At 44.7% G+C, this 24,984-nt stretch carries 19 protein-coding genes and 3 pseudogenes; 12 read left to right on the forward strand and 10 right to left on the reverse strand.

The window, feature by feature from the left end:
* Position 1: 1 nt before the first annotated feature.
* Positions 2–1,000, reverse strand: a complete 999-nt coding sequence (locus IQ276_RS37305) for an IS630 family transposase (protein WP_235116449.1) — start codon at positions 998–1,000, stop codon at positions 2–4.
* Between the two features lie 123 nt (positions 1,001–1,123).
* Here IQ276_RS37305 and IQ276_RS37310 point away from each other — a divergent pair, with 123 nt between their 5' ends.
* Both IQ276_RS37310 and IQ276_RS37315 read left to right on the forward strand, forming a co-directional pair.
* Positions 1,124–1,528 carry an RpnC/YadD family protein gene (locus tag IQ276_RS37310; RefSeq protein WP_193919102.1) on the forward strand — a complete coding sequence of 135 codons (405 nt, stop codon included), beginning with the start codon at positions 1,124–1,126 and terminating at the stop codon, positions 1,526–1,528.
* 51 nt (positions 1,529–1,579) lie between these two features.
* Complete coding sequence (locus IQ276_RS37315; RefSeq protein ID WP_193919100.1) at positions 1,580–1,753, forward strand: Rpn/YhgA-type helix-turn-helix domain-containing protein; 174 nt, start codon at positions 1,580–1,582, stop codon at positions 1,751–1,753.
* Between the two features lie 83 nt (positions 1,754–1,836).
* On the opposite strand, the gene IQ276_RS37320 is transcribed toward IQ276_RS37315, so the two are convergent.
* From IQ276_RS37320 to IQ276_RS37335, 4 genes and pseudogenes are all read right to left on the reverse strand, one after another.
* Positions 1,837–2,193 carry a hypothetical protein gene (locus IQ276_RS37320; protein ID WP_193919098.1) on the reverse strand — a complete coding sequence of 119 codons (357 nt, stop codon included), beginning with the start codon at positions 2,191–2,193 and terminating at the stop codon, positions 1,837–1,839.
* 11 nt (positions 2,194–2,204) lie between these two features.
* On the reverse strand, positions 2,205–2,474 hold the full coding sequence (locus IQ276_RS37325) for a hypothetical protein (protein ID WP_193919096.1): 270 nt from the start codon (positions 2,472–2,474) through the stop codon (positions 2,205–2,207).
* Between the two features lie 66 nt (positions 2,475–2,540).
* The gene (locus IQ276_RS37330) at positions 2,541–3,050 is read right to left on the reverse strand and encodes a hypothetical protein (RefSeq protein WP_235116450.1); all 510 of its coding nucleotides are present in this window, start codon (positions 3,048–3,050) and stop codon (positions 2,541–2,543) included.
* Positions 3,051–3,182: 132 nt separating this feature from the next.
* Positions 3,183–4,424 (reverse strand): annotated as a pseudogene (locus IQ276_RS37335) (Tn3-like element ISNpu13 family transposase); the annotation flags it as partial.
* Between the two features lie 445 nt (positions 4,425–4,869).
* Here IQ276_RS37335 and IQ276_RS37340 point away from each other — a divergent pair.
* Positions 4,870–6,495: pseudogene (locus tag IQ276_RS37340) on the forward strand (IS1380 family transposase).
* 443 nt (positions 6,496–6,938) lie between these two features.
* The gene (locus IQ276_RS37345; protein WP_193919094.1) at positions 6,939–7,610 is read left to right on the forward strand and encodes a glycoside hydrolase domain-containing protein; all 672 of its coding nucleotides are present in this window, start codon (positions 6,939–6,941) and stop codon (positions 7,608–7,610) included.
* 172 nt (positions 7,611–7,782) lie between these two features.
* Here IQ276_RS37345 and IQ276_RS37350 read toward each other — a convergent pair whose 3' ends face one another.
* Positions 7,783–7,923 (reverse strand): hypothetical protein, encoded by a 141-nt coding sequence (locus tag IQ276_RS37350; RefSeq protein WP_235116452.1) that lies wholly within the window; start codon positions 7,921–7,923, stop codon positions 7,783–7,785.
* Between the two features lie 199 nt (positions 7,924–8,122).
* On the opposite strand from IQ276_RS37350, the gene IQ276_RS37355 reads away from it, so the two are divergent.
* From IQ276_RS37355 to IQ276_RS37365, 3 genes are all read left to right on the forward strand, one after another.
* Positions 8,123–9,415 carry a S8 family serine peptidase gene (locus IQ276_RS37355; protein ID WP_193919092.1) on the forward strand — a complete coding sequence of 431 codons (1,293 nt, stop codon included), beginning with the start codon at positions 8,123–8,125 and terminating at the stop codon, positions 9,413–9,415.
* A 277-nt stretch (positions 9,416–9,692) separates the two neighbouring features.
* On the forward strand, positions 9,693–15,056 hold the full coding sequence (locus IQ276_RS37360) for a hypothetical protein (protein ID WP_235116454.1): 5,364 nt from the start codon (positions 9,693–9,695) through the stop codon (positions 15,054–15,056).
* Between the two features lie 98 nt (positions 15,057–15,154).
* Positions 15,155–19,420, forward strand: a complete 4,266-nt coding sequence (locus tag IQ276_RS37365; protein ID WP_193919552.1) for a hypothetical protein — start codon at positions 15,155–15,157, stop codon at positions 19,418–19,420.
* Positions 19,421–19,562: 142 nt separating this feature from the next.
* On the opposite strand, the gene IQ276_RS37370 is transcribed toward IQ276_RS37365, so the two are convergent.
* The 3 genes from IQ276_RS37370 to IQ276_RS37380 are packed head-to-tail and all read right to left on the reverse strand — an operon-like array spanning position 19,563 to position 20,622.
* Entirely contained in the window at positions 19,563–19,910 is a 348-nt protein-coding gene (locus IQ276_RS37370; protein WP_235115477.1) for a transposase, read from the reverse strand.
* The gene (locus tag IQ276_RS37375) at positions 19,907–20,056 is read right to left on the reverse strand and encodes a hypothetical protein (RefSeq protein WP_235115476.1); all 150 of its coding nucleotides are present in this window, start codon (positions 20,054–20,056) and stop codon (positions 19,907–19,909) included. Before IQ276_RS37375 ends, IQ276_RS37370 begins: the two co-directional genes overlap by 4 nt.
* A gap of 56 nt (positions 20,057–20,112) precedes the next feature.
* A complete protein-coding gene (locus tag IQ276_RS37380; protein ID WP_193926101.1) occupies positions 20,113–20,622 on the reverse strand; it encodes a helix-turn-helix domain-containing protein in 510 nt (169 codons plus the stop codon).
* 55 nt (positions 20,623–20,677) lie between these two features.
* Between IQ276_RS37380 and IQ276_RS37385 the strand changes: the two are divergent.
* From IQ276_RS37385 to IQ276_RS37400, 4 genes and pseudogenes are all read left to right on the forward strand, one after another.
* Positions 20,678–21,571, forward strand: a pseudogene (locus IQ276_RS37385) (ISKra4 family transposase); the annotation flags it as partial.
* Positions 21,572–21,611: 40 nt separating this feature from the next.
* Positions 21,612–22,001: a hypothetical protein gene (locus tag IQ276_RS37390; RefSeq protein ID WP_193917797.1), complete on the forward strand. Its 390-nt coding sequence runs from the start codon at positions 21,612–21,614 to the stop codon at positions 21,999–22,001.
* Between the two features lie 203 nt (positions 22,002–22,204).
* Positions 22,205–22,552, forward strand: coding sequence for a hypothetical protein (locus IQ276_RS37395; protein WP_193917803.1), 348 nt, complete (start codon positions 22,205–22,207; stop codon positions 22,550–22,552).
* Between the two features lie 289 nt (positions 22,553–22,841).
* Positions 22,842–23,351, forward strand: a complete 510-nt coding sequence (locus IQ276_RS37400) for a thiol-disulfide oxidoreductase DCC family protein (protein WP_193917795.1) — start codon at positions 22,842–22,844, stop codon at positions 23,349–23,351.
* Between the two features lie 207 nt (positions 23,352–23,558).
* On the opposite strand, the gene IQ276_RS37405 is transcribed toward IQ276_RS37400, so the two are convergent.
* Complete coding sequence (locus IQ276_RS37405) at positions 23,559–24,296, reverse strand: SDR family oxidoreductase (protein ID WP_193917793.1); 738 nt, start codon at positions 24,294–24,296, stop codon at positions 23,559–23,561.
* A gap of 188 nt (positions 24,297–24,484) precedes the next feature.
* Between IQ276_RS37405 and IQ276_RS37410 the strand changes: the two genes are divergently transcribed.
* Positions 24,485–24,943 (forward strand): thermonuclease family protein, encoded by a 459-nt coding sequence (locus IQ276_RS37410; protein WP_228043117.1) that lies wholly within the window; start codon positions 24,485–24,487, stop codon positions 24,941–24,943.
* Positions 24,944–24,984 lie beyond the last annotated feature (41 nt).

The raw sequence follows: 24,984 nt of genomic DNA on the forward strand, positions 1-24,984 counted from the left end.
GCTAAACAAAATTAATTACATAGTTTTTACCAAATTCTCGGAGAATATTTTCGACAGATGCGACAAAGGTTTGCCAATTTTTGTAAGCATCTATTTCGAGCCATTGATACTTAATAAACCGCCACAAAATTTCAATCAAATTTAGCTCTGGTGAATAGGAAGGTAATTGAAAGATGGTAATGCCACGTTCTTGCCATTCTTCAACTTTATCAATAATCATATCACTGGTATGAATAGAGGATTGATCAACAACAATTACCGTCGGTTTATCTACTTGGGGAAAGAAAGTATCAATGCAAGCAATAATCACATCTGAATTGATACTTTGAAAAGAGACATAAGCTTCAAGGTGATTATTTCGATTCATGATTCCTAAAACATTTAGGCGCGCACTACGGCGACTAGTAATAGTTAAGTACTCTCCGATATCTTGCCATCCATAAGGAACAGAAGGAATTAAACAAAATCCGGTTTCGTCTAAGTAATATAAGTTAATTTTACCTTCGTCTTCTAATCGTTTAAACTCTGTTAACTGTGCAGATTTTTCCTTGTATTCTATAGGATCTGGCTCTCCTCCAACATCTCGTCGCATTCGATGCCAAGTCATATAAAAATTTCTTAATATTCTTTTAATAGTTTCAGTGCTAACTTCAATATCCCATTCTGATTTAATTTTTTGTAGCGTCTTTTTTAATTGTCTTGGTTCAAGTTTCGCCCACTCTCTAATTTTTGCTTCTTGTTCTGGTTTAAATATTCGTTTTCTACCTCTTCCTAGTTTATTATAAAGTCCAACCATCCCTGATGATTCCCAACGATTTATCCAGTTATAGATAGCCTTATAACTAACATTAAATATTTTCATTAATTCTTGTAACTCTACTCCTTGATTAGCTAAAATTAAGAAATGTGCTCTTTGGCGCACCTGATGATATCTGCTTTGGCGATATATTCGCTCCAGTAGTTTCAAAGAAAGAGGATTGATTTCTCTCAAAAAAATCATTTTAACTCTAATTATTATCCAAAATATTCTGAGAGTATATTATATATTCATTTGTGTAATTAATTTTGTTTAATTACTTATCAAACTACTTTCATTGCTGGAAGTTTACAACATGAATTTTCAGTGATTCGTTTGTGGGAGCAACCACCAGAGATATTTCTGGCGACACCAGGATTACTCCCCTTTGCGGTTTTGAGTGCTACTGAGAACAAAGTTGCGACATTACAACTTGAGGCTGCTGCTGTTGACAAAATTGCTGACAGACGGACACAAAGTAATATTGCTGCTGCCTCTGCAATTCTGGCTGGGTTAGTATTAGAACAAGAAGTGATTAGACGTTTATTTAGGAAGGACATAATGCGCGAGTCAGTTATTTATCAGTCAATAAGAACTGAAGGAATTGAGGAAGGAGTTCGCCTTGTTGCAGTTAATCTTCTTAAAGAGAAGATGCCTATTGAAATGGTAGTAAAAGTTACTGGGTTAACAATCGAACAAGTACAAAGCTTGCTCATCACAGACGTTGAGTAGCTCAAATAAGCAATACACTGGTTGTTAAAATTGCTTTCCCAAAGGTATACCATGCGTGAATCAGTTATTTATCAGTCAATCAAGGCTGAAGGACGGGAAGAAGGGAGTGATAAAAAAGCCCGTAAAATTGCTATCAATTTATTAGCTGAGGGCATCAGCGTTGATGTGATAGCTCGGGTTACTGGTTTATCAATAAAAGTCGTGCAACAATTACAGCAGGAATAATCCGAGAACCAAGAGTAATTTTGCGACTATTCCTATACTGAATTTGCTCAATAAGGGCTGTATCTTAAGCCCCCATTCTTACTTTAATCAGTGACAGTTCGGCTTGTTGACAACAATGCCCGTGTTTGTTGTAGCTGCCTGTACTTATCCCAATTCCTGGGATTATAAGGTGATGACATTGATTCTTCAAATTCCCAGTTCTGAGAACTGATATCAAATAACTCAATTGCTGCATCAAACCCACACTGTAAAAATCGGGTGTATGATTCTTCAGAACAAAGAATTGATTCGACAATTGCAGTTAAGAGTTTGAGGTTGGTTTCAGTAGCAGCACCTTCTTTGTGGAGCCATTCAATTGTTTCCAGGAGTTGTTTTTTAGCAGAAGCCGCAGTAGATTGAGGTAATGCGGCAACGGGAATAAAACCTGTTAGTTGTTTCATGTTTGATTGGCTCAAAAATTATCTATTTCTGCAACACCTTCATCAGTTGCAACTTTCCGTTGAGATTTGGCTTTACTAATTTGGAATTCGTTAGCTTTAATCACAGGCATCGCAGCCTCTTTGACTGCTGCTTTTGCCTGATAATAAAGAAATTGAACTACACCGTCTGCATCTTCTTCATCTTCGACTTGTGCCCAAAGCGAACAGCCTACTTCAAGAGATTCATAATTGCCCAAGTTGAATTTTCTTGAATAACTAACTGAGACAGTACCGATTTTCATTGACTGGTTTGAACCGCTAATTTATGTAGTGGCGATTCACCTTTGAATCGCCGTTGTAATATCTAATTACCGCTTGTTACCTTGCGGCATTGCAGTCTGATTCTGTCCTTGCAGAGATAGCCGTGCCTCAGTCTCCGAAACTGGGGCTAATGCTGGTGCAGTGACAGCATTACTAGCCCAGCGCTCGTAAGTATCATTAGTTACCCAGTGAAGTGTTGCCCCAGATTCCGCACCAGAGCGAATCATCTCTGCTGCAACGAGGGCATCATGCTCAAAATCAGACTGAGGATTACGGTAACTCCACTGAATAAACCAGTACGTTCCTAGTGTCCCTTCCACTTTCTGAAACTCGGCGCAGAAAATGTAATTTTTCAGTACGCTAGCGATCGCACCGAAGCAGAACTCTTTGGGATCTCCCGGCATCCCATCTTCACACCATTGCTGGAAGGCGCGATGGGCGAAGTGGTTGTACAATCCAGCAAAATTGTCTTTACTGCGGCGGTGAATTAGAAAACTAAGTAACATCGAAGCTGGCCCTTTAAACTGGTCTTTGAGTCCGCCAGCAACCGGAATCACCCACAACTCGGTAAATGGCGTAGATATAGCGAAGCTGTCACCAGGGGCAAGATAGGCTGAAAGTACTGCTATGAAAGGCTTTCAGGCTATAAGCTTCTCCGATATACTAACAAAGCGTATTTTTAGACACATTCACCCCGTCTCAATTGGCAACCTGACATTGAGATCCAAACGAAAAGTGCCATAGGGATTAACGTGACCCCAAATTAAAGGCGAAAGCGCCCGCAAATCCTCCAACTTCATCAACTTCATCCATTGCGGTTCGGACAAAACCTGTTGAATCATCAACGTATTTATATATACCAAAGATATCTGTAGCAAATGCAGAGATAAAACAGCTAATTCTTGGTCGGACAAACGATTAGTAGCAATCTCCCCACCCTTGCCATAAAAAATAAAACTGTTAGCACTATTCCAGTTCTCCACCACGTTTAGTCCAGCATTTATCTCTTGTCGTAGTTCAACCGAATGCAGGTATTTACATAAAAATATAGTTTTTACAGCCTTGCCCAATTCCGCCAAGGCTTGATAAGTAGGGTGTAATAAATTACCCCTAGTAAAACGCTTTAAGATGGCTTCAGTTTCTGCCATACCCAAACGTAAAGCAGTAGCATACTTCACCATCTGGTCGTATTGTTGGCGAATTAAATCCCAATTAATAGCGCGAGTTAAAATCGGTTGCAAGTTTGGATAAGCATCATTATTTCCAGTTGATGGGCGGTATAATTTCTGAACATTTATACGTTTAAGACGCGGCATTAACTGAAAACCCAGTAAATGACAGAAAGCAAAAGCCACTTCATTTTGACCGTGACTATCCACATAATTTGTCTCCACTTTCATCTCAGTACAGTGGCGTAATAATCCTTCAATCATGGCTGCCACCTCAGAAGAAGAACAAGTTTTTAACTGTGAATAAATACAAACAGAATTCTTCTCAACGTGCCAATAAATCATCACACCTCGTCCACCATAACGGATGTGCCACTCAGTCATTAAGTTTTGATCCCAAGCACCAAACTTTTTCGAGTCAGAAGCGCAGGCGGTTGTACCCTCTCCCCAAATAGTAGAAATTCTGGCAGCAAAAATTGCATTTGCAACACAGGCAATAGCATTACGTAATTGTTCTTTCTGAATAAAATGACGCTTGACATGGAGTAAATCTTGATAATTATCGCCTTTAATCTCATCACTTAAACGCTTTAATCCAGTATTCGTTCCTAAACCATATAAACAAAGCAGCAAGCGTTTTTGTAAAGTATAGTCGCCTAAAACCTCTCTGGTTGATACACTCTGAAAGTGTTGACTAAATTTAACTCGCAAATCAGTCTCTTTCAGAATATCTAAGAGGCTAGTCATGCGCCAACGTCTAGTGCCCGTAGTAGACTGCTTTAAACTTACGCTCGTTGTAGTCAGCAATTTTGTAAATACCCATTGCGTTGTCATCAATTAAACTAACTTTTTTGGTTTTAGTAGCCATAATTTTTATCTCCTATGTGAGAGTTACTTTTTAAGGATTTGAGCGTTAGCTATAGTGCTTTCTCTTCTTTATTTGGACGTAAGTCCGTGTAAAAAATAACAATCTTAAATTGGAAATGAATGCTAACGCCTCTGCTACTAAGCTAATCAGCATTTAAGCTGCAATATAGCTAAAATTACCTTTATGTTTGATTTTCCGATGCCACTTAATAACTAACTCACCTTGATTCAATAGCTTATCTAGCAGTGACCTTAGCCCGGATTTCTCACAAAGAGATAAAAAAAGGGGTCAAAAACTGCGAAAATGTATATAGGATAAGCATTTCAGCAGCTATAAAGCATGACCCCACCTTCAACAGATCGTATACCAAAACAGTTCAGATTTGAACAGCCAAAATCGCCTCCAGTCGTAGTCAATTTTCAGGGTGGGCAAGTAACATCTGATGCAGGATTAAGCTTAATTGCTGAAATAGACAAAAAACTGCAAATCACATCACAGTTTGCAAAGTGTTTCCAAGATTACCGTCAGCCAAATCGAATTGACCATTCAATAGAAAACTTAATTAAACAACGAATATACGGGTTGGTCATGGGATACGACAGGGCAAACGCATCTAAAGTATAAGAATCCTTTAATAGCAAGGGTTTCGGCGTTTTTAACTTTAGCTGATTTTTTCGTCAATATCCTTACCCAGCAAGGGTTTCATAAATACCGTGCGTTCGCCCTGTGGGATACGAAGACTTGAATGACCATGAAGAATTACGTCATGACCCGATGTTTGCTCTAGCAGTATTGAAAAGAATTGGAGTAGAGGATAAGCCGGTAAAATTAGCTGGAAAGAGTACATTAAATCGGCTCGAACATTGCCCTGAAGATATAGAACAAGGAGCAGACAGTCGTTATCATAAAATTGGGCATTCTTCAGAAGAAATTGAAAGACTATTTCTCAATATATTTCTAAAATCTTACTCCAAAGAGCCACGACAAATTATTTTGGACTTAGATGTAACAGATGATTTGGTACATGGTTTGCAGGAGCAAGTTTTCTTCAATACTTATTATGGAGGATACTGCTATGCTCCACTTTATATTTTTTGTGGAAAGCACTTATTGGCAGCTAAACTACGACCTTCAAATCTAGATCCAGCAGCAGGAGCATTAGAAGAGTTACAGAGGGTTATTAAACAAATACGTGATAAATGGAGTAATGTGGAAATTCTGGTGCAAGGGGATAGTGCCTATTCCAGAGACGATATCATGACATGGTGTGAGTCTCTTCCAGGAGTTGATTACGTTTTTGGATTGGCGCAAAACAGTCGTTTAATTCAGATGACTACTAATACTAAAAATAGAGCAAAGTTTGAATATGAGCAGAAATTATCAACAGTAGTTTCATTTTTAGAAACTGTATTTAAGCCAGAAGAAAAACTTACTGAAGTTGCCTCTAACTTAATTAATAACTCAATTTGGTATAAATCTTTAGACTACCAAACCCGTGAATCTTGGAGTTGTAGCCGTCGTGTTGTTTCTAAAGTTGAGTATGGAGCGAAGGGGAGTAATATTCGTTTCGTAGTGACTTCACTAACTACTAAAAAAGTACCTCCTGCTCAACTATACACACAAAAATACTGTCAGCGTGGGGAGATGGAAAATCGCTTTAAGGAGCAACAACTTGAACTTTTTAGTGATAGAACCAGTACGCATCCCTTTGCAGGAAATCAACTACGTTTATGGTTTTCTTCTATCGCTTACGTTTTGATGAATGCCTTTCGCCAACAATGTTTAGCTAAAACCGAATTACAAAACGCTCAAGTTGGAACTATTCGGACTAAATTACTGAAATTAGGTGCAGTGATTACTGTAAGCGGAAGGCGAATTTTAATTGCAATTAGTAGCTCAAGTCCTTCCAAACATATTTGGGTTGATGCTTACAGATGCTTAAAAATGCTCCCGAATACTGCTTAATGTTAACTCAAACCGCATTTAATTTCTCATAATTAATAATACTGTGGACTTGGTTTGATCTAAGTCTGATTTTGAAATGCTTATTTCTCTGAACATAGCATTTTATTTTCAGTATAAAGATAAATATAGTGATTATTTTATCTTCCCAATCACTGGTTTATACTTAATTTATTACACCACATAAATTTGAGTTCATGATGTATCAAAAAAATGTCTTATCTCAGATTATGTAAATTGATTTTTTATTGTTTGTGAGAAATCCGGGCTAAAATTACTCCTATTGGGATATGCTATAAGTGCTTGGTTATAGAGAATAAAGATAAACAATCAGTAATAAATTGACTCTGAGTTTAGAACAAAAGTTACTGAACTGAAAAAAGCAGTTCAGCATCGTGTTGAATTCGATCCAGATGCTCAAACCCAAAGTAAAGAAGGGGTGGCTTATGTCAGGTCATGCAGGTTTTGACCGACTCCAATATCCTGGTGATAGTGTTATGCAATGGCTGCGGGATAATACCAATTTAGCGTGGATAGGGTTTTACCTTGCTCCAGCGCCCTCTCAACCTTACACAGGTTGGATGCTGAAGCACGACTTCTTAAAGAATTTAGGGTGGGGTTTCGCACCAATTTATGTTGGACAGCAAGCTCAAGGACCAGGCTCTAGGATTTTGACAGCACAACAAGGTCGCATTGATGCACAAGATGCAACAAATCTAGCTTCTAACGCAGGATTTCCTCAATTTTCTGTTCTTTACCTTGATGTCGAGCAAGGTCCGCCTTTGGATCAAAGTGTAATCGATTATTACACTGCATGGGTGCAAGTGGTGTTTGATAATAACTATTATCCAGGTGTATATTGTTCACATTTACTAGCAGACCAGTTTATTGCTGCCGATAACCGTGTACTTCTTTGGGTATTTAATCTCAGAACATACTCATCTAATCAATTTTATCCTAATCCCTATCCTAATCCTGACCCCAGCATAGGACACCCATCTTCTACAGTTTGGCAGTTAGCTCAAAACTGTTTAATTGATGCTGGGAGTATAAGAATCAATCCAATTGATCTGGATAGCTCTTCCTTGATTGATCCATCAGTTTTTATCTCGCCCTAACACTACAGTTATATAACTGACCCGATACAATCTAAGCCTAATCTACAAACTTAGAGGTGTTAGTTTCACCTTCCGTCTGCTTTTTGGGGAGAAAGTAGCGAAGCTGCTATTAGCCGCCATGCAACGGCTGAAAACTATACCCACAGAGAGTTTCAGAAAAGTTTTTCAACTTTTACCCTAAAATGAGATTTTGACCAATTGGATGCACATTTAAAGCTGTACCATTTAAACCTAACTGATTTTTACAGCCTGAAACCCGCATGGCTACGTTGCTAAATGCAGTACCAAATAGCCTATAGGTTAATTGGTGCATTGAGAATTACTAAAAATTCGATTGACAGAATGCTTACCCAGCAAGGGTTACAGCCTTAGGTAACTATCTGTACGATTGCTCATTTGACCCTCAACACAACCAAAGTTTCTGCGTAGTTTTCTCGTTTGAACCTATAATCCGATTCAGAAACTGCCGTAAGGCGCAACATCATTAAGCATAACTTAAGGAAGATAAGATTATGACTTTTAGAATAATTATTAAATTAAGGCGTGAGCAGATTACGATCCCATATCAGGATTCCGCTCACCTAGCACTAACGGGTCTGGCTGCTGCTGCATGGCAACAATTGGTAGCAGCATTTCCTGATGCAGCTCTGTCCCTGAACAGAATTCTAACAGATCAAAGTCCTGAACAGTTGGAGAATCTGCTTGATCTAGCACGCAGCCGAAGTGGTCAAGAGCCTCCAGACCTCTTCAGCCTCATGGCCATTGATGTTGAAGGTCTTATTGATGTCCAAACTTTGGTAACAGCTGTTAGTGCACTTCCGTTTGTAGAGTTCGCGTATGAAGAATCTCCTCATACGCTTGCTATGGTAGATCCATCAGACGATCCATTGGCCCCTTCACAGCGATATCTTGGGCCAGCCCCCTTCGGGATAGAAGCGCTATTTGCCTGGAGTCTTCCAGGTGCAGATGGTGCCAATGTTCGGTTCGCCGACATAGAATATGGCTGGCAGCTAAATCACGAGGACTTACTTGGTGCGGCAATTGTCGAGCTGAATCAGAGTGTGCCAGGCCATGAATTTCATTCAACGGCTTGTCTAGGTATAGTCTTAGCGCAAGACAATAACCTTGGCATCATTGGTGCTGCACCAAGCGTGCAAGGAGCGATCATCAGCGCCCTCAGTAGCAGCCTTCCAGACGCATTCCTAAAGGCCGTTGGTTTTCTACAAGCAGGCGATATCCTCCTGATCGAGCAACAAACAGGGGATCTCAAACCCATTGAAATGGATCCACACATAGCGATGCTTATCCAAACGTTAACACTTCTAGGGATCGTGGTGATTGAACCTGCAGGAAATGGCGGACACGACTTGGATCTGCTTCTACGCCCAGATGGAACAAGTCTCGACAAAGCAACGTTCAATTTTTTCGACTCGCGAGCAATCATGGTTGGTGCAAGGCAAGCGCTTACACGGAATCGCATATCTTTTTCCTGCTTTGGAAGTCGTGTAGATTGCCATGCTTGGGGGGAATTCATAGTCACTACTTCTGCTCCACCGAGTCTTTACATAGGACTTAATCCTTTAGCTGGTAATGCAGGTTTTGGAGGCACATCAGGAGCTAGTGCTATTATTGCCGGGGCAGCAGCAATCCTACAAGGAATCGCTAAAGCCCGTGAGACTTTACTGGCACCAGATCGTATGCGTGCGCTCCTCTCAGATCCAACGTTTAATACTCTATCTAACAATCCCGCGAATGACTGGATTGGTGTTATGCCGAACTTACAGGAAGCGGTTCTACGTATCTGACCGAACTAATGGTCTGGTGCCGATATTGATACATGACCACCCGTAACTTTAATAGGGGTAAAATTAGCGGTGCGATGTAGAAGTTGAGTGTTAAAAGATTACATCATATCTGTAAGTCGTTTGATGCGGTTAACTTTTTATTTGAATTTGTGACGCACCGCCAAATCTTTAGTTTTCTGAAGCTCTTCTCTTTTGGCTGCTTCTCATAAACTATTTAGGATTGCTATAGACATCTCCAAGAACTTCTATTCACTATTTTTTATAACTGCATAACGTCATGACACAGCAACTATTGAATAAAGCATTGTTACAGATTGCTGGACATCTAGTGATTGAGTCAGATGAGCAACAGCGCAATTTTGAGCAACTTTACACCTCATTAGCTAGAACTAAATTGCCGACAGATAAAAGCCTTTTGATCAACAGCGATTTTTCGTTCGAGAGATCCGATCTTTTCTTTACAGAGGCGATTCCAAAATCTCGTCTCGAAACCCTCGATCGACTGGTGGAAAACCAAGAAGCCCAGAGAAAACCTACATTTCGGGTATTCGTTCGAGAAGTGCCCGTGCGAGAGCAACTGATTCATGGTTCCGTCCCTACCTGGGCAGCGGGGGCTAAGGTCAGCCAGTCCATCGGCCCTTTTCAAAATCAAGATGGTCGCCAGTTCTGGTATGACTTCTATGCCATCAGTAAATTCATTGCGCTGTATGTGCAGGGCATCAATGAGCCAGTGCTACTGTTTAGAGTGGCCAGGGGGAGAGTCGACCCCGGTGCCCTCCCCAGTCGGCTGATTACCTATAACTTGGACAAGGGTAGTATTTGGATTAATTCGCGCCTGTTGGTCCCTAATGCGCCCGCAGGCACCTATACGGGGCTGACGATTCAGGGGGGGACGATCGCCCTCACGAGCCGTCCAGTCAACCAGGGTGGCAAGCTGACGGTTCCAGTCAACACGGGGATCGCCCTACAACTTCAACTCGACCAACCGGATGCGGTTGGGGTGAATCCCAGCACCCCCTTTGGCATTGATGCCTGCAATCTACAATTGTCGCTACCGAAGACTGTGTCATTGCAGTTTGGGCCACAGACCCAACCCATCCAGGCGCTGGGTAATGCCAGTTGGACGCTATATGGGCAATCCCTGAACTTTGAATGGACGAGTCAAGCCCAACCCAGCTATGATCCGGTGTTACAACAAATCGTTGTGCCTTTTACCGCATCGGAATCGATGCTGCAAATTAGGCAAAGCGAATCTGAGTTTAATACGATTCGTGGGGCAGCAACTATCACCCACAGCGCTTGGACTTTGTCCGTAGCCACGATTGATTTGGCGCAACCGACGGAAGCGGCGGGGATTGGGGCTATCTTGGTGCAGTGTGGCAAGGGACTGGTGGATACCTGGCAAGGGTTGGAAGGGGGTGGGTTGGGGTTGGCAATTCCGGCTTTTTTGGTCAGTCCGGGGCAAATTTTCCTGGCGGATCTGACGACGGGCAATCCCCATGCCCATCAATCGCTGGATTTGTGGAAGGATGAGGTCAATCCCTTTGGCACGACGGTGAAGCTGGTGTTTCCTGCCGCGACGCTGTTCTTCTACGTTTCTAATGCCAATGGCAATGAGTTATTGTCGGTATTCACCAATGCTGATTTTCAGATTGATCGCCCGGTCAAGGTGAATGGAGACCCCCCAGCGGTGCGATCGCTCAATTCTCTCCTGGTCATCGCTGCCAATGCTAGTAATAAACTGATCTATTTATTTGACGATAATTTAATTCAAGATGATGCTCAAATTGATCCAGGCACTGCTGCTGTCCCAGGGCAATTTGCGATCGCCCTGACAAATGCTTTATTCAAAGTCTCACAGCCTAATGGCTGTCTGCTGTTTGGCGCACTGGCTGACGATTATCGCAAAGTCAGCGCGGGCTTTTTGTTTCTTACCTTTGGGCTATACGCCTATCTGCCCACATTGCCCGATCCCTATGCCGCGAATTTAGGGATACTGAAGCGGCAAATTCGCGGGCAAGGCAGTACCGTAGTGGATACCTTCGCGGCAGCGACGTTTTCACAGGCAGCAGTCTCACAGGCGGCGATTACGGCCTGGTTGGTGTGTCGAGTCCGGTGGCAGGTTCCGGCTGAGAAAGACGGCAATGATGAAGTCGCAGTTTCATTCCACTTTGCCCCGTTGAACAATCAATTTGGGGGAATTTCGTTTGCAGAACCAGCGGATGGAAAAGGGACAACTTCCACAGGCAATGCATCCAGTACTGTGACAGAGAACCCAGCGAATAATCAATTACTCAACGTCGAATCGATTCCTTACTTAAACAGTCCAGTGGGTAATGCAATCGCCGCCCACAATACGCAACTCTCAACTGTTTTAGAGACGAATCCTACACCCCCGACAACCCTTACTACTTTTGCCGCCGTCAGTGTAGTCCCAAAACCACTGCCCAACTATGAAGGGCAGTGGGATGAGTTGACGGGGGGACTGCGCCAGAATTTGTTTGCCTTGCTGGATGTCAGCACTAACGCAGACCTGTACGGTGTGAGCTTCAATGTCTTTGACACACGCGGTGCGCTCGTTGCGACCTACGCTGCTGCTGCCAATACGCCAGCCGCCAGCCCAATTCAAGTGCGGGGCATGGAGGTGGTGAGTCCGGGGCGCAATGTCAAGGTGTTCACGGTGCCACAAATTTCCTGGGAACCCCTGATCAACTTAACGCCACCCCAAGTGTTGGGCGATCCGCCGTGGGGAGTCAATTACTACCCCAACGATGGCGGCCCCATGCAGATTTTGAACAGTGGGACGGATGACGTTGCCTTAGCACCCTTGCCATTGACGGATTATCTGCTGCGTAATTTTGAGGAAAATACCAAAGATTTCTTAGTAATCGCTCTCATGACGCTGCCCTTTGGTCTCAAAGCATTGGCGGTGTTGCAAAATCGGTACAGTTTTACCGACCCCAATGGGGCTACCTCTGACCGCAGGGGAAGTGAAGTGTTACGGAACTCAGAGGAGTTCCCGGGAGGCATCAAGGGCAGTCTGCAAATTCAGTTGAATGCGGGTGAAGCGTTTATCTCCGGTCAAAGCGATATGTTTGTGGGCAGCACGATTCAGCTCAATAACGTGCTGGATTTTGCGGGGACCAGCAAAGGAGAGAGTACGCTGGGTCGAACGGTGACAGAAATCTTTAATAATGAATTCTTGTTGCAACCGTTCAATATTATTCGACAACGGGGTGTACCGCTGACGCGCATTGACTTGAGCGGCTATGGGGCCAGTACGTTCAGTAACTGGTTGAATCCCGATGCGGCCACTGCGGAAACGAGCCAAGCCAAGTTTGAAGTGATGGTGGGACGATGTGCCCATGAGGTGATTCAGGTCAAGAGTATCATCTATCCCTGGGGTATCCAGGTTGTGCGTACCATCACAATTTTTAGAACAAGTAGTGGTTATGTCTATCGGTTTGATTCGGGCTGGCAGGCCGAAAGTAGTGGTGAATTTGATTTCCGCTATACGGTTAATCTCAGTTCCAACAACAAGCAGAAAAAAGATTCACCGTTTGCAATCCATCCGGGCATTATCAAAGGCTTGTTTAATGTCAAAAACATCATCGAAACGGATGAGATTGCGATCGCCGAAGGCTTCATGACCTCTGCTAAGATCGTTGATGAAAATGGTCTGTTTGTAGATAACCCTGATCCTGCTGACCAGTTGCTGTTCAAGTTGCAGCCTGTCTATTTCGATGCTGATGTAGAAATCGAAAATGTGGTTTCAGGATTCCAGACGAAATCGATCAAGGGCAGTGATAAACCCGTCGTACCCGCAAAGAAAATTGTCGGTTATGTCCAGGTAGCTCCCAGGGGTATTCCGCTGACTCCAGTAACCTTGAGGAATCTGGTCTTGCTGCAATTAGGCGCGATTGGTGGCCCGATTGACTGTGAAATTAACCTGGCCAATAGTAATCAAAAGATACGGCTCAATCGCTTTGATTTCAGTAACTCATTTGGGGCAAATGGCACTGACTTGGCCTTTGCGGTGGCAGGGCGCGGCAATGTGCTGCTGCCCAAAGACGGCTCCTGGACGCTGGTGAAGCATGATCGGGATACGGGTGAAGTCAGCCCGGTGCCCGCAGATTTGAGCGTACCCGTGATTCGCATCGGTCAGTTGGTGACTGTTGGCGATCAGCAAGCCCTGGATACGCCGATCGAATCTGTGCTATTGCGGATTGCGAATCCAACAGAATTGTTGCGATCGCCCGTTGATGACACCATCAACTACGGTTTCTTGCAAAGCACGGACACTCAAAAAGCATTATTTCTAACCCCTGCGTTTGAACTGGGTAAGCAAAAGCTACTGAGCAAAACACCGCCGCTATTTGTCGATGCCTTCCGTATCGTCAATTCCAAGTCGATTTTCCCGAATATCGGCGATGCTGAAACGAACTTGGGAGAAGCCATTTCGCTGATTAGCAAGGGCAATGAATTCTTCAAGGGTGGCTTGCAGGATGTGGGCAAGGATGTCTGGGAATTAATGGATGTGACGGGGGCGATCGACAGTGCCAAGGAGCAGGGATATAACCTGTTGAAAAAGGTTCCTGCTTTTGATCTACCCAACACTGAGTTTGAATTAATCGATACTGGCGATGGCAATTTCAGAATCTACATTGAGTACAAGGGCAAGGCCGATGTTGCCGGTAACCTAGACTTTAACATCAACTCCTTACTTGCTGAGACTTGGAAGAGTCGAATGGCGAACATCGGGCTGGTGGTGGATCTAGCTGGGATCGAACGGTTGATGACGATTCGCGGCAGTTGGGACTCGAAAAAAGGGGAAGAAACCTCCTACCCCCATCCAGAAATCGAATTTTCGCCTGAACTGCAACCCGTCATCAATATTCTGGAGATTTTGCAACAACTCCAGGGGGGAGATTATGCGGGGGCACTTGGGAAGGGGTTGAAACTGGCGATGAGCAACAAAGCGGGCAGTTGGGAGTATAAATTTGAAGCTTCCAAAGAGATTCCGGTATTGCGCTTCCCGGTTCCCGATGCTCTCTACAACGACCCCAACACACCCTTTAAACTAGAAGCTGGGATGAACATTGGCGCGTATTTTAATGCCGCCCTCAAAGTGACCACCGATGCCAACGAGTTGCTGCCCAGCGCTGGCGGCAAGTTGAGCTTCTACGGTCGCCTGTCGATCATGTGTGTTTCGATTTCGGTGGCAACGGTGTATGCGATCGGCCAGGTCAACCTCGATATTGCTGCGGATACTAAAATTGGGCCTTCTCTGCGCATGAAGTTTGGCTTCGGCGCACAAATTGTGGTGGGGCTGCCCGTGGCCGGAAATGTCAGCGTATTGTTTGTGGTGGGTATCGAGATTTTTGCAGCCAGCGGCATTTTGGAACTATCTGCGTTCATGCTGTTCCAGGGACATGCGGAAATTCTAGGTGGTCTGGTGGCAATCACGATCACGATCGAAGCCAAGGGAACGGTTTCCAAAAAATCGTTGCCGGGAGGAGATACGCGCACCGATCTGGCCTGTCAGGTCACCTTTGGTCTGGATATCAGTATCTTCCTGGTGATTAACATTAACTTTGAAACATCGTGGCAAGAGAATCGTCAAATCGCAGGCTCTGCCTAAACGCCCGTTAGACACCCAAATGTCTTTCCAGCTTTAACGCAAAGTGCTTATTGAGTAATGTCCAACATATCCCGCAATTTTCTTAAGAGTGTTCTGTTATGAATCCGAATCAACGCTTTTCCATCCTCACCTTTCCCCAGTCTTTTGAAGGTGAAATATTGACCCTCAATATTGTCGTTCTGCCTCGCGATCAGAATCCCCTTTCGCGTGCGATTCAGGAACAAGCTCCAATACCAGATGCGGTTGCTTTTGCCGATGCAAAACTATCTTTTACCGCCAGCATTTTTGATAGTCTCAACGTTTTTCCTCACACTCTTGCACCGATCGCCAACTTACCGTTAACCACTACCTCCCTAGAAAATCCACGGGAAATCTTCGAGGCATTAGCCAATCATCTCTCTATCGTTAATCTGAATACGACCAATCGCAATGTTGATCTGGATGCGATCGCCCCAGAACACAAGCCATCTGCCGCCCGTCCAGAAGCTAACACCGTCAGCAAGTATCTACCCCGCAGCTACCGCCGAGCCTTTAATTTCACCTCACCCCGCCATCCCAATGCCGTTACCGACGACAGCTACCATTGTGCAGTCAAAGGGGGACAGCCGAATCCGAGTTTCCAGCGCAGTCCCGATGGAATGAGTTGGGGCAAGGTATTTGCCTACCTGATGCGGCAACCACAGCTTGCGCAACAGGCAGGCATGATCTATCAAACCCAATTAACCATTCAACCCAGCTATTTTGATAACGGGGGTTGGCTGTACGTTGATCTGGCCAGCAATAGCGATTACCGTTTGCAGCTCAATACCGATCCGACATTTATCAAACGCTATGCCGCTCGCATTCCGGCCCTCGCTCCGGGGCAATCTCGCCAGGTATTTGCGCCGCTGTTGTTTCCTGTGCAGCCCAAAGCCCAGTCCAGCGATCCCGATCCCGCCCCTAGCGGCAGTTACGATCGCCTCTTTATTGAATCGGCAGAGTACGACGATGGGTTTGCCAAGATCGTCCATTGTCAACAACCACCCAATCGCGATCTGCTGGTCGAAGACAACGATGGCGCACATCCCACCAAAGATATTGGCATTCGGCTGGGCTGGGACGACGAGCAAATTCTGATCTGGTACGTCCGGCAACTGACGAGCGATCCAGCAGGAGAGTTGAGCGGTCGCCTAGATGCACCGCTGGGCGTGTTTGGCTACAGCATTGACGTGCGGGCAACTGCTGAACCGGAGAATTCCTGGGAATCCTTGAACGCTGTGGAAAGCCGACAACCGCTGACCCTGACCCGAAATCCGGCGAATCCAGCCAATGCGATCGCCCTCGGCAACTTCACAGGAGAATTGCCCTACCAGGTCTACCCGATGCAGATCGATGGCCGCAAAGACGCGAATTACTGGCTGCCGATGTATTTTGCGAACTGGGTCGGACACAGCATGGTGTTGCCCGACCCCGATGCCGCATTAATTTATCAGATAACGAACGTGGATATGAGTGCCGATCCAGAAGTGGATTTTATCGATTCCAAAGACGGTACTCTCAAAAAAACGGGAACGAGTGTTTCTGGGGCTGCCCAAAACCAGCTCAACCAGATCTATCGTCCTGGTATAATTAACATCCAACTGCGCTACGGAAACAACTACGAATTTAGAGTTAGACTGCGCGACCTGAGCGGTGGTGCTCCCAGCGTCAATTCTGCACCGATTAACGAAACTGCTTCGGATATTACCAGTTGTCGGTTTAAACGTTTCATTTCGCCAAACCAGCCGCGCATTATGGAACTGCTGCCCACAGGTAACAATGACAATATCCTCGTCAACAGCGATCAACCCACAGCAATTCCAGCGCTCAATATCCAGCGTCCCAAGTTGGGATATCCCGCAGTGGTTTATACCAACAAGTACAGCAATCCCGTGCAACGGCTGATCGATCAGTCCGCGCTGGGGGTGACGGTCAATCTAGCGGATCTCAATGACAACGCAGAACATCGGGTCGGATTAGGAATCGCCGATCCCGATGTTGATCGGATTGAGATTACAGTTGAAATTGCCTCGTTGAAATTAGATAAATTGGATAGCGTATCGGGTAAAGATGACTATGTACATCTCTATACAACTTACCGATCCTTTCCGGCGATCACCACGGATGATGACTACGAAACCAATCTCAACATCCCAATCATCTATCGAGATGTCCATGTCCTACACACAGGCGATGAAGTCGATTTGATCAACGATTTGAATTTGCCCGGTGACATTAATAGCCTGACTGAAATTGTACTGCCCACAGGCCGCACGGTGCAGCTGACGCTACGAGCGGTTTGTGAAGAAAAAACAGTCAACACCAACTACTATGGCTTTCTGGACGAGGCAGACAAACGGTTAGATAATCGCTTCGGCGAACCGATGCAGGTCATGGTCTATCAGCCCTCTGCCGATGAAACCAATCTGTTGATTCAAACTCCAGGCGTTCCCACGCTCCAGGGCATTTTCATGCAGCCTGATCTGGTGACTACTTTTGATGGCAAACTAACCACCTTACTACTAGGCAACCTCACCAACGAACAACGCGATAACGTGCAACAGTTGGCTGATCGCCTCAACATCGAAAGCAACAACCTGACCTTAAATGCGCCAAAAGGTGAACGCATCGTCTTCGGTTGTTCTAGCCGCATTCGGAATACCCTGGCACCCGATCATTCCTCACTCACCTTTGCGTCTAAGGGAGATTTGATCAACCACTGGCTTTGCTGCATTAGTGTGGAAATCGATCGCGATTGGATGTGGGATGCACTAGAGAATCGTAGTTTTGTGATCACAAGAACGAAAAAATATAGCGCCGATGCCACCCCAGAATCCACCGATGTGATAGTCGGAGATATCGAAATGATCCGCACCGCCTCATTTGAAGCGCTTGATCGCCCCCAACGCCAAGCCTCACGCCTCATCTTCATTGATGGGGTAGAACCGAAGAAGGATCAACCAGAGGGGGGCGGTGATCCTGGTTTCCCCGACACGATCGAGGTCAGCTATTCGATCAAAGTTCGCTTCAAACCCGGCCACGGTGAGCAGCAAGATGAACCTGAAAAGCTGGAATTGATCCTACCCATCACCACGCCCCCGGCTCAGGTACCGCGCATCGTCTCGGCAGGGATTGCCATGTCTCCCTACATCCGCAACGATGTTTATTCTGCTTCTGAAGACCGCAAGCGCTATCTGTGGGTTGAATTTGCCGAGCCAGTCACCGACCCCAACGACCTCTACTTTGCACGAGTGCTAGCCAACGCCCCCGATCACTTGCTCAGCAACAACAACCCAGAACTACTGGCTGCCCCAACCGAAACCCCACTGCCGATCGACCCAGAATTTATTCGCATTATCACCCCTGGTGCCAGCAATGACCTGGCGGGTTTGAACGCCATGCAACCGATGGAGAAAAGTACAACGAGCGATTGCCACTACCTCCTGCCCCTCCCAGCGGGACTCCATGCCAATGCCGATGAAATGTTTGGCTTCTTTACTTACGAATTCCGAGTCGGGCACTTCCGCCACCCCAATACCCAGGAAATGGTCTGGACGACCGCCCAGGGACGCTTTGGCCGCAGACTGCGGGTGACGGGGATGCAGCACCCCGCCCCCGTGCTCACCTGTATGCCCAATCGCGACCAAGACAAGCTGTGGGTGACGGCTCCCTATGCCGTAGCGGTTCACGAAGGTAAGAATGTCACGGCGAATCCACCGCGCACCCAGTTGTGGGCATTGCTATACGCTCAGGTGAAACAAGCAGACAGCCGCGATTATCGCAATATTCTCTTGGACGATCGCCAGCTTGATTGGCGTGTGCAAGTGGAAACTAAGAAAAATGTGAATATCTTTGAAAAGTATAATGATGAACAGTTGCAGGTATTGCGATCAATTACCTTCAGCCAGTTTAAGTACGACGTACAGGCCGCCAATGTGATGAATACTCTGAAACTAGTTGACTTCAGTACTAAGAACAGAGATGGTAAGAAATTTGGCACCGTTGTTTGGAGCAATAATGAAATTGCTCAACTCTTGGCGAGCCTGGGGTTACCACCCGATTTACCCCTCAGTGTTGTTGTCGTCGAAACCCTGCCGCAGATTACGAATATTTTCGAGCATGTTTCAGATCTGAATCGACCCAAAGTTGCTCAGGCTACCAAGCAACTGGTTGCTAACGACAATCAGCAGGGATTTCAGCAAATGATTGCAAAGACCAACCTCTCGGCCACCCCAACCGTAAACCTGAATCGCCCCAGCCCGATCAGCGATGAGTTGGGAAATCATCGCTTGCTCAGAACCTCAAAACTTACCGAGGTTCCCGCAATTTGCTGTCCGACTTGTTAAGAAATTGTTCGAAAGAGCAGGTTGCAATACTGCTCGGTTAAGGGAAAATAGGCTACTGCCTCTACGCACAACTTTCACGTCGCGCATCTCGGCTCTATGCCTATTAAATTGCTGAACCAAATAATTTATACTTTATACCAATTTAATATGAAGCTGCATAGAATAAAGCTTCCAGGATAAAGTTGTAAGAAGAGACGGAAATTACCTGCTCAAGTGTAAGTTGATCAAATATTTCTTGGATGCGATCGCGTAAAGTTTGTAAAGAAGAGAAAAGCTGATTTTTGAGTGGTTTCTTGAGGAGCTGCCAAAGCCTTTCAATGGGATTGAGTTCAGGGGCTGAAGGTGGCTGAAACAGAGGAATAATAAACTCTTGCCAACGAATCGCTGAACTTGTATGAGCAGGTGCTTGGTCAACCTGTAAAATAGCGTAATCCCCACCTAATTGTTGAGATAGCCAGTCCAAAAACTGTTGAAAACACTCGCCATTCAATTTCGGATACTCGTAATGTTGTGATCGCAAGTCTTTGGTTCAATCGCACCATAAATCCAAAAATTTTCCCGTGGCCATTTCACCTCAACAGTAGGCTTGACTCCAGAGGCAGTAATCACTTTTCCTGTGAGAGTTTTCAGTCCCACCCTCGTTTCATCCTGGCACAAGTAGCGAACACACTTGCCAGGTGCTAGATGTTCTTCTAGACAATTAAGAATGATTCCAAGTTTTTTTTAAATTCAGATACCAATTTCTCGTCTTGCTTATGGCTTTGAGGGCGAGGCACTTTTAGTTTTGCTCCTAATCGATATCGAACCCACGCATAAACCGTTGCATACTCTATATCTTGTCCATGTTCTTGTTTCAACCACTCAACTATTGCACCATAGCTACTAAAGCCTTTTCCTGTTTTTAACTCTTCCTCCAGTGCTGCGATCGCTGCGTCATGAATTTTGCGTTTTGCTCCTGGAGCTTTTTTCATTTCCAGTAATTCATATAGCCCGCCTGCTCTATACTTTTGCAACCACCTTGTTACAGTTGAGGTATCTTTCGCCAAGCGTTTTCCAATTTCTTGCTGCTCCTTAACCTGTCCGCTTTTTATCCACCACAGCATAATAAGTTTTTCTTTCTGGTTTCCTAAGTTAGCTGTTTGTAGACGTTTTTTAAGTTCTTCTTCGCTCTCTGCGATTTCAATCTTAAAAGGGCGGCTCATGGTTATTTTAATTTATCAAGTTTGTTTTCTCTATTATATGCAGCTTCATATAAAATTGGTATTAGCAGAAAAAACTTTAGCTAATCAAGTAGAAAAGATCGGAAATAAACTACAAACACAAGAGTTCGATGGAGAATGTGATCCGGAAATTTGTTCACAGTTTGAAGTGACTAATTTAGAGCAAGAGCCACCAGATTTATTATATGTGGGAGTTGATGGAGTCATGACTCCCTTGAATCAAAAACAAGGATATAAAGAAGCAAAAGTTGGTGTAATTTTCTGGAGTAAAGACCATCAAAAAGTTGGTAAAAAAAGAGGTGTCATACGTCAAAGGGAATATGTAGCTACTTTAAAGTCCCGAACAGAATTTAGGAATAGAGTATCCCAGTTATATCATCAAGTAGCAGGTAAAAAACCCACAAAAACCGTATTTCTTGGTGATGGCGCACATTGGATTTGGTCGATGGCTTCCGTTCAATTTCCAGGGGCAGTGGAAATTCTTGACTTTTTTCATTTTTCAGAATATGTGTGGGCGGTGGCGAAAGCTGCCTATCCAAATAAAGAAGAACTTCAAAAAGATTGGGTGAAAACTCAACAACAACTACTGAAAAATTCTGAATGGACTAAGGTGATTATAAATTGTCATCAATTCCAAAAGAAAAAGAAAGATTTAACCAAAGCAATTACTGATTTAGAGCGTTATTTAACTAATAATCAGAGTCGGATTGATTATCGCTCCTATTTAAAAGCTGGTTTAATGATTGGTTCAGGAGTTGTTGAAAGTTCTAATCGGCGTGTGGTTACACAAAGATTAAAACAAGCAGGTATGCATTGGTCTTTTTTTGGAGCCGAAGGAGTTATGGCTCTTAGGGCAGCATATTTAAGTTCTTCTTCACGATGGTCAAATTTTTGGTCATCCAAATCTTACAATCAAATTAAGTTACCGTAAGATTCACGCTAACCTTGGACTTTTAAGCTTGTATTTAATAGTGATCAAAACAAGAGAACAGAGTCTTTCAGATTTAGCACACAGAGTAGAACTTTTAATTGCCAAAAGAGAAGAAATCAACCAAGAAATCTCTACTCTTAACAAAAGTGATGTAGCTGAATCTGGTTGTTGGATTGTTCGTTACCGCGCTAAAGGTAAGGGCGGAGCTTATTGGTATTACAAGTGGCAATCAGGAGAACCTATCTTTGTTACCAAAAATGGTAATAAAAGTTGTCATCAATATATTGGTAAAGCAGGTAGCCCAGCTTTCTTAAAGGCAGTTGAGATGATGAAAAATCGGACAAAAATCGAAGCGTTAAACCAGGTGCTTCATACACTAGAGCTAGGACTCAATGACCTAGTTGAAGAAGCGGCAAGATTTCAAAAATAATTCATATCGAAGTAAGAGTTAACATCTACATCAGTCAGAGCTTAGTTAGCGTAGATAATACGCTAACTTGTTTTTTCTTCCCCACACTTTTTTTCGTTCACCCAATGTACGCCTTTACCTTCTTCCGGTACTGCTAAGGCCTGAAACCTATTTGTTTTGTGGGAGTGACACGATCGCTTGCTTCAAAGCAGTACACTGGTACTATGAAAATTCCTCACTGCGACCGCTGCCAGTTCTATTCACACGATCCCCACATCATCTGTGCCGTACATCCGGCGGGGGTAAACGGTAACACTTGCATAGATTTTCGAGAAGACCCCAACGCCGAACCAGTAGAACTGTGGGAGCCGCAGGGGGCCACTTATTACAATGGCGAGTTGATTGTGCAGCCCCGCCAGAGATGGACACCAGAGGAACAGTTAGAACTGCTCGACACTCACCCAATGTTTACTGGCAAGTGTCCCCAGTCCGGATATGAATTTGACCGGGATTACACCTCAAGGGTGCATTGGGATTGCCCTGAGTGCGGCTTTCTGGATGATAGCATGTGAGCGAACTGGCAACTCTCGGTGTCATAAAGTTGGGTATAGGGGGTTGGGTGTGGCTGAGTGGGAAAATTAGTGGAGGCTTGAAAGAGCAGTTGGCTGCGGGACAGGGTGTACAAAAATACAATTTTCTCTCTACCCCCCTACGCCCTAATTTCAAGGTTAAAAGCATAATTTTTGGCAATTCTCAAAACCTTACACGATAAGAGACGTTTTTAATTCACATTAGGCATTACTTATAATTCCAGAGGCGTTACGCTTGATGTAACGAAATAAACTTAGTTAAGATCCCGAAATGCCCTCACCACAAATCCAATCCTACGGTTGTAACAACTCTCTAGACCAGCCTTTATCCACTCTGCCGTCGTGGAAAATCAAACTGCTGTATGACGGTCAATGTCCCTTGTGTCTGCGTGAGGTTAACTTTTTGAAGAAGCGGGACGCGGGTCGAGGGCTGGTGGCGTTTGTAGATATTGCAGATGATGACTACAATCCCCAAGCACATCGCGGTGTTGACTATGAAACTGCGATGGGGCGTATTCATGCTGTGTTGCCAGACGGAACAGTAGTTAAAAATGTTGAGGTTTTCCGTCGCATTTACGAAATTCTGGGGATGGGTTGGGTCTATGCTGCAACTTCCTTACCAGTTATCGGTGCTATTGCCGACTTCCTATATGGGATTTGGGCCGATTGGCGACTTTTCCTAACAGGACGACCAGATTTAGCGACTATTGTACGAGAGCGTTCTTCTCAACTTGCTTGCAAGTCCCAAAGCCGTTGTCGCTTAATGGATAGAAATGACTAAGCCTAGTTTCACAATAAATGTCGCAGTAGATCCAAATCAGCAAAGGTAGTATGTCAAGTAAGTTCATCTTCGTTGCATTCGCTGAGGGCATATCGTAAGCGATCCGCCGAACTTAATATGAGTGGCGCGGCGGCAGAGAATTGTACTGGCGATGTTGGGTGGGGTCGTGTATACGCCGGATGGAAAGAGCATTACCCGACAATGTAGTTAACTTGATAACACCTCAACGACATTTTGGGCAAAGCTTTTATAAGCATCGCCCATTTGTTTAGCCACTGAGTCAGGAAAGACGTGAAAATCGCCAGCTTTGAGAGCTTTTATAATCCCGTCTGCCACAAGTGCAGGTGGCTGTGCAACCTCACTCATTCCTGCCGCATCGCCCATATCCGTCGCAATCGGACCAGGGTGAACACTTAGCACAAGCGTGCCCTGCTCACCCAATAGTTCTCGTAATGCCTGGGTGATTGAATAGGCCGCAGCTTTTGAGGCACAGTAAGTGGCAGAGTCGGGGAAACCCTTGAGCGAAGCAACAGAATTGATTTGGACAAAGACACCACCTCCATTGGCTTTGAGTACCGGGGCAAACGCCTGAGCCATGTAGATCAATCCATATACATTGATGTTCATCTGAAATTCGAGAGCGGCGATCGCATTCTCAGCTAAGGGAGTTCCAGCTTGAAAGACTCCTGCATTATTGATAACTATTTGCACATCTGGGGCAGTTTGAGCAGCAGCAACAATAGATTGGGGATCGCCTAAATCAACCCGAATTGGTACTACTCGTAAGCCGTATTGTTCAACCAATGAGGAAACACTGTTGAGCTGACGAACAGCTGCATAGACTTTGGTGGCTCCCTGTTCAATAAACGACTCAACTATCGCCTTGCCGATGCCGCGATTTGCGCCCGTCACCAAAATGGTTTTGTCTTTGATGTCGTAGTTCATTTGGATTTCTCCTTATGGTTTTCCACGCTAGGAAAAACCTTGGACAATCGCTCTAAGTTAGGGCAAAGAAATTTAGCTACTCTCTTGAAGAAAGACTGCCGCTTCCACCGCTCCTTTTAGGATATTATCATCATCCATCTAAACCTTCGGGGTACTCCCGCCACATTGGTACTAGTATCATCGCTATCTTGATTTTCCAAAAAACTAACCAGCCATCCATCGCACTCAGCCAAGAATGGACGGCTACACAAGTGACAGATGGCGACAGTATAACAGTCCGCCAAACCGATGGCAGCCAAATGGAAGTTGAGCTTTGTGGAATTAATGCACCTGAAGTCAGACACGATAAAGCTACAGGACAACCATTTGGTAATAAAGCAAAACAGAAACTGCGATCGCTTGTTGCAACTAATGATAGCCAAGTGATGGTCATTCCGGTGGGTAAAGATGAGCAGGGGCGTACTGTTGGAGAGGTGATGGTTTACGCTCAAGGTGAGGCTGAGATTAGTTTTCAAGAAGAATTGCTCAAGAGTGGTTTGGCTAGAACGCAGCAAGGTGAAGTGGAATGCCCAAATCAAATAGCTTTTGAGAATGCCCAGAGGTTGGCGATCGCATCAAAGGCAGGGATATGGGGACAAATGAAGTGACATTTTTTCTAAGTATGTTATAGGGTCTGCTGCGGTATCCG

This window comes from Desmonostoc muscorum LEGE 12446 (genome assembly GCF_015207005.2).
GTDB lineage: Bacteria > Cyanobacteriota > Cyanobacteriia > Cyanobacteriales > Nostocaceae > Nostoc > Nostoc muscorum.

Coding starts and splice junctions, on each gene's coding strand:
- IQ276_RS37355 (WP_193919092.1), top strand. CDS start 8,123: ATGACTTTTAGAATAATTATTAAATTAAGGCGTGAGCAGATTACGATC.
- IQ276_RS37380 (WP_193926101.1), bottom strand. CDS start 20,622: ATGAGCCGCCCTTTTAAGATTGAAATCGCAGAGAGCGAAGAAGAACTT.
- IQ276_RS37360 (WP_235116454.1), top strand. CDS start 9,693: ATGACACAGCAACTATTGAATAAAGCATTGTTACAGATTGCTGGACAT.
- IQ276_RS37320 (WP_193919098.1), bottom strand. CDS start 2,193: ATGAAACAACTAACAGGTTTTATTCCCGTTGCCGCATTACCTCAATCT.
- IQ276_RS37400 (WP_193917795.1), top strand. CDS start 22,842: ATGCCCTCACCACAAATCCAATCCTACGGTTGTAACAACTCTCTAGAC.
- IQ276_RS37350 (WP_235116452.1), bottom strand. CDS start 7,923: ATGCACCAATTAACCTATAGGCTATTTGGTACTGCATTTAGCAACGTA.
- IQ276_RS37345 (WP_193919094.1), top strand. CDS start 6,939: ATGTCAGGTCATGCAGGTTTTGACCGACTCCAATATCCTGGTGATAGT.
- IQ276_RS37325 (WP_193919096.1), bottom strand. CDS start 2,474: ATGAAAATCGGTACTGTCTCAGTTAGTTATTCAAGAAAATTCAACTTG.
- IQ276_RS37395 (WP_193917803.1), top strand. CDS start 22,205: ATGAAAATTCCTCACTGCGACCGCTGCCAGTTCTATTCACACGATCCC.
- IQ276_RS37305 (WP_235116449.1), bottom strand. CDS start 1,000: ATGATTTTTTTGAGAGAAATCAATCCTCTTTCTTTGAAACTACTGGAG.
- IQ276_RS37405 (WP_193917793.1), bottom strand. CDS start 24,296: ATGAACTACGACATCAAAGACAAAACCATTTTGGTGACGGGCGCAAAT.
- IQ276_RS37315 (WP_193919100.1), top strand. CDS start 1,580: ATGCGTGAATCAGTTATTTATCAGTCAATCAAGGCTGAAGGACGGGAA.
- IQ276_RS37365 (WP_193919552.1), top strand. CDS start 15,155: ATGAATCCGAATCAACGCTTTTCCATCCTCACCTTTCCCCAGTCTTTT.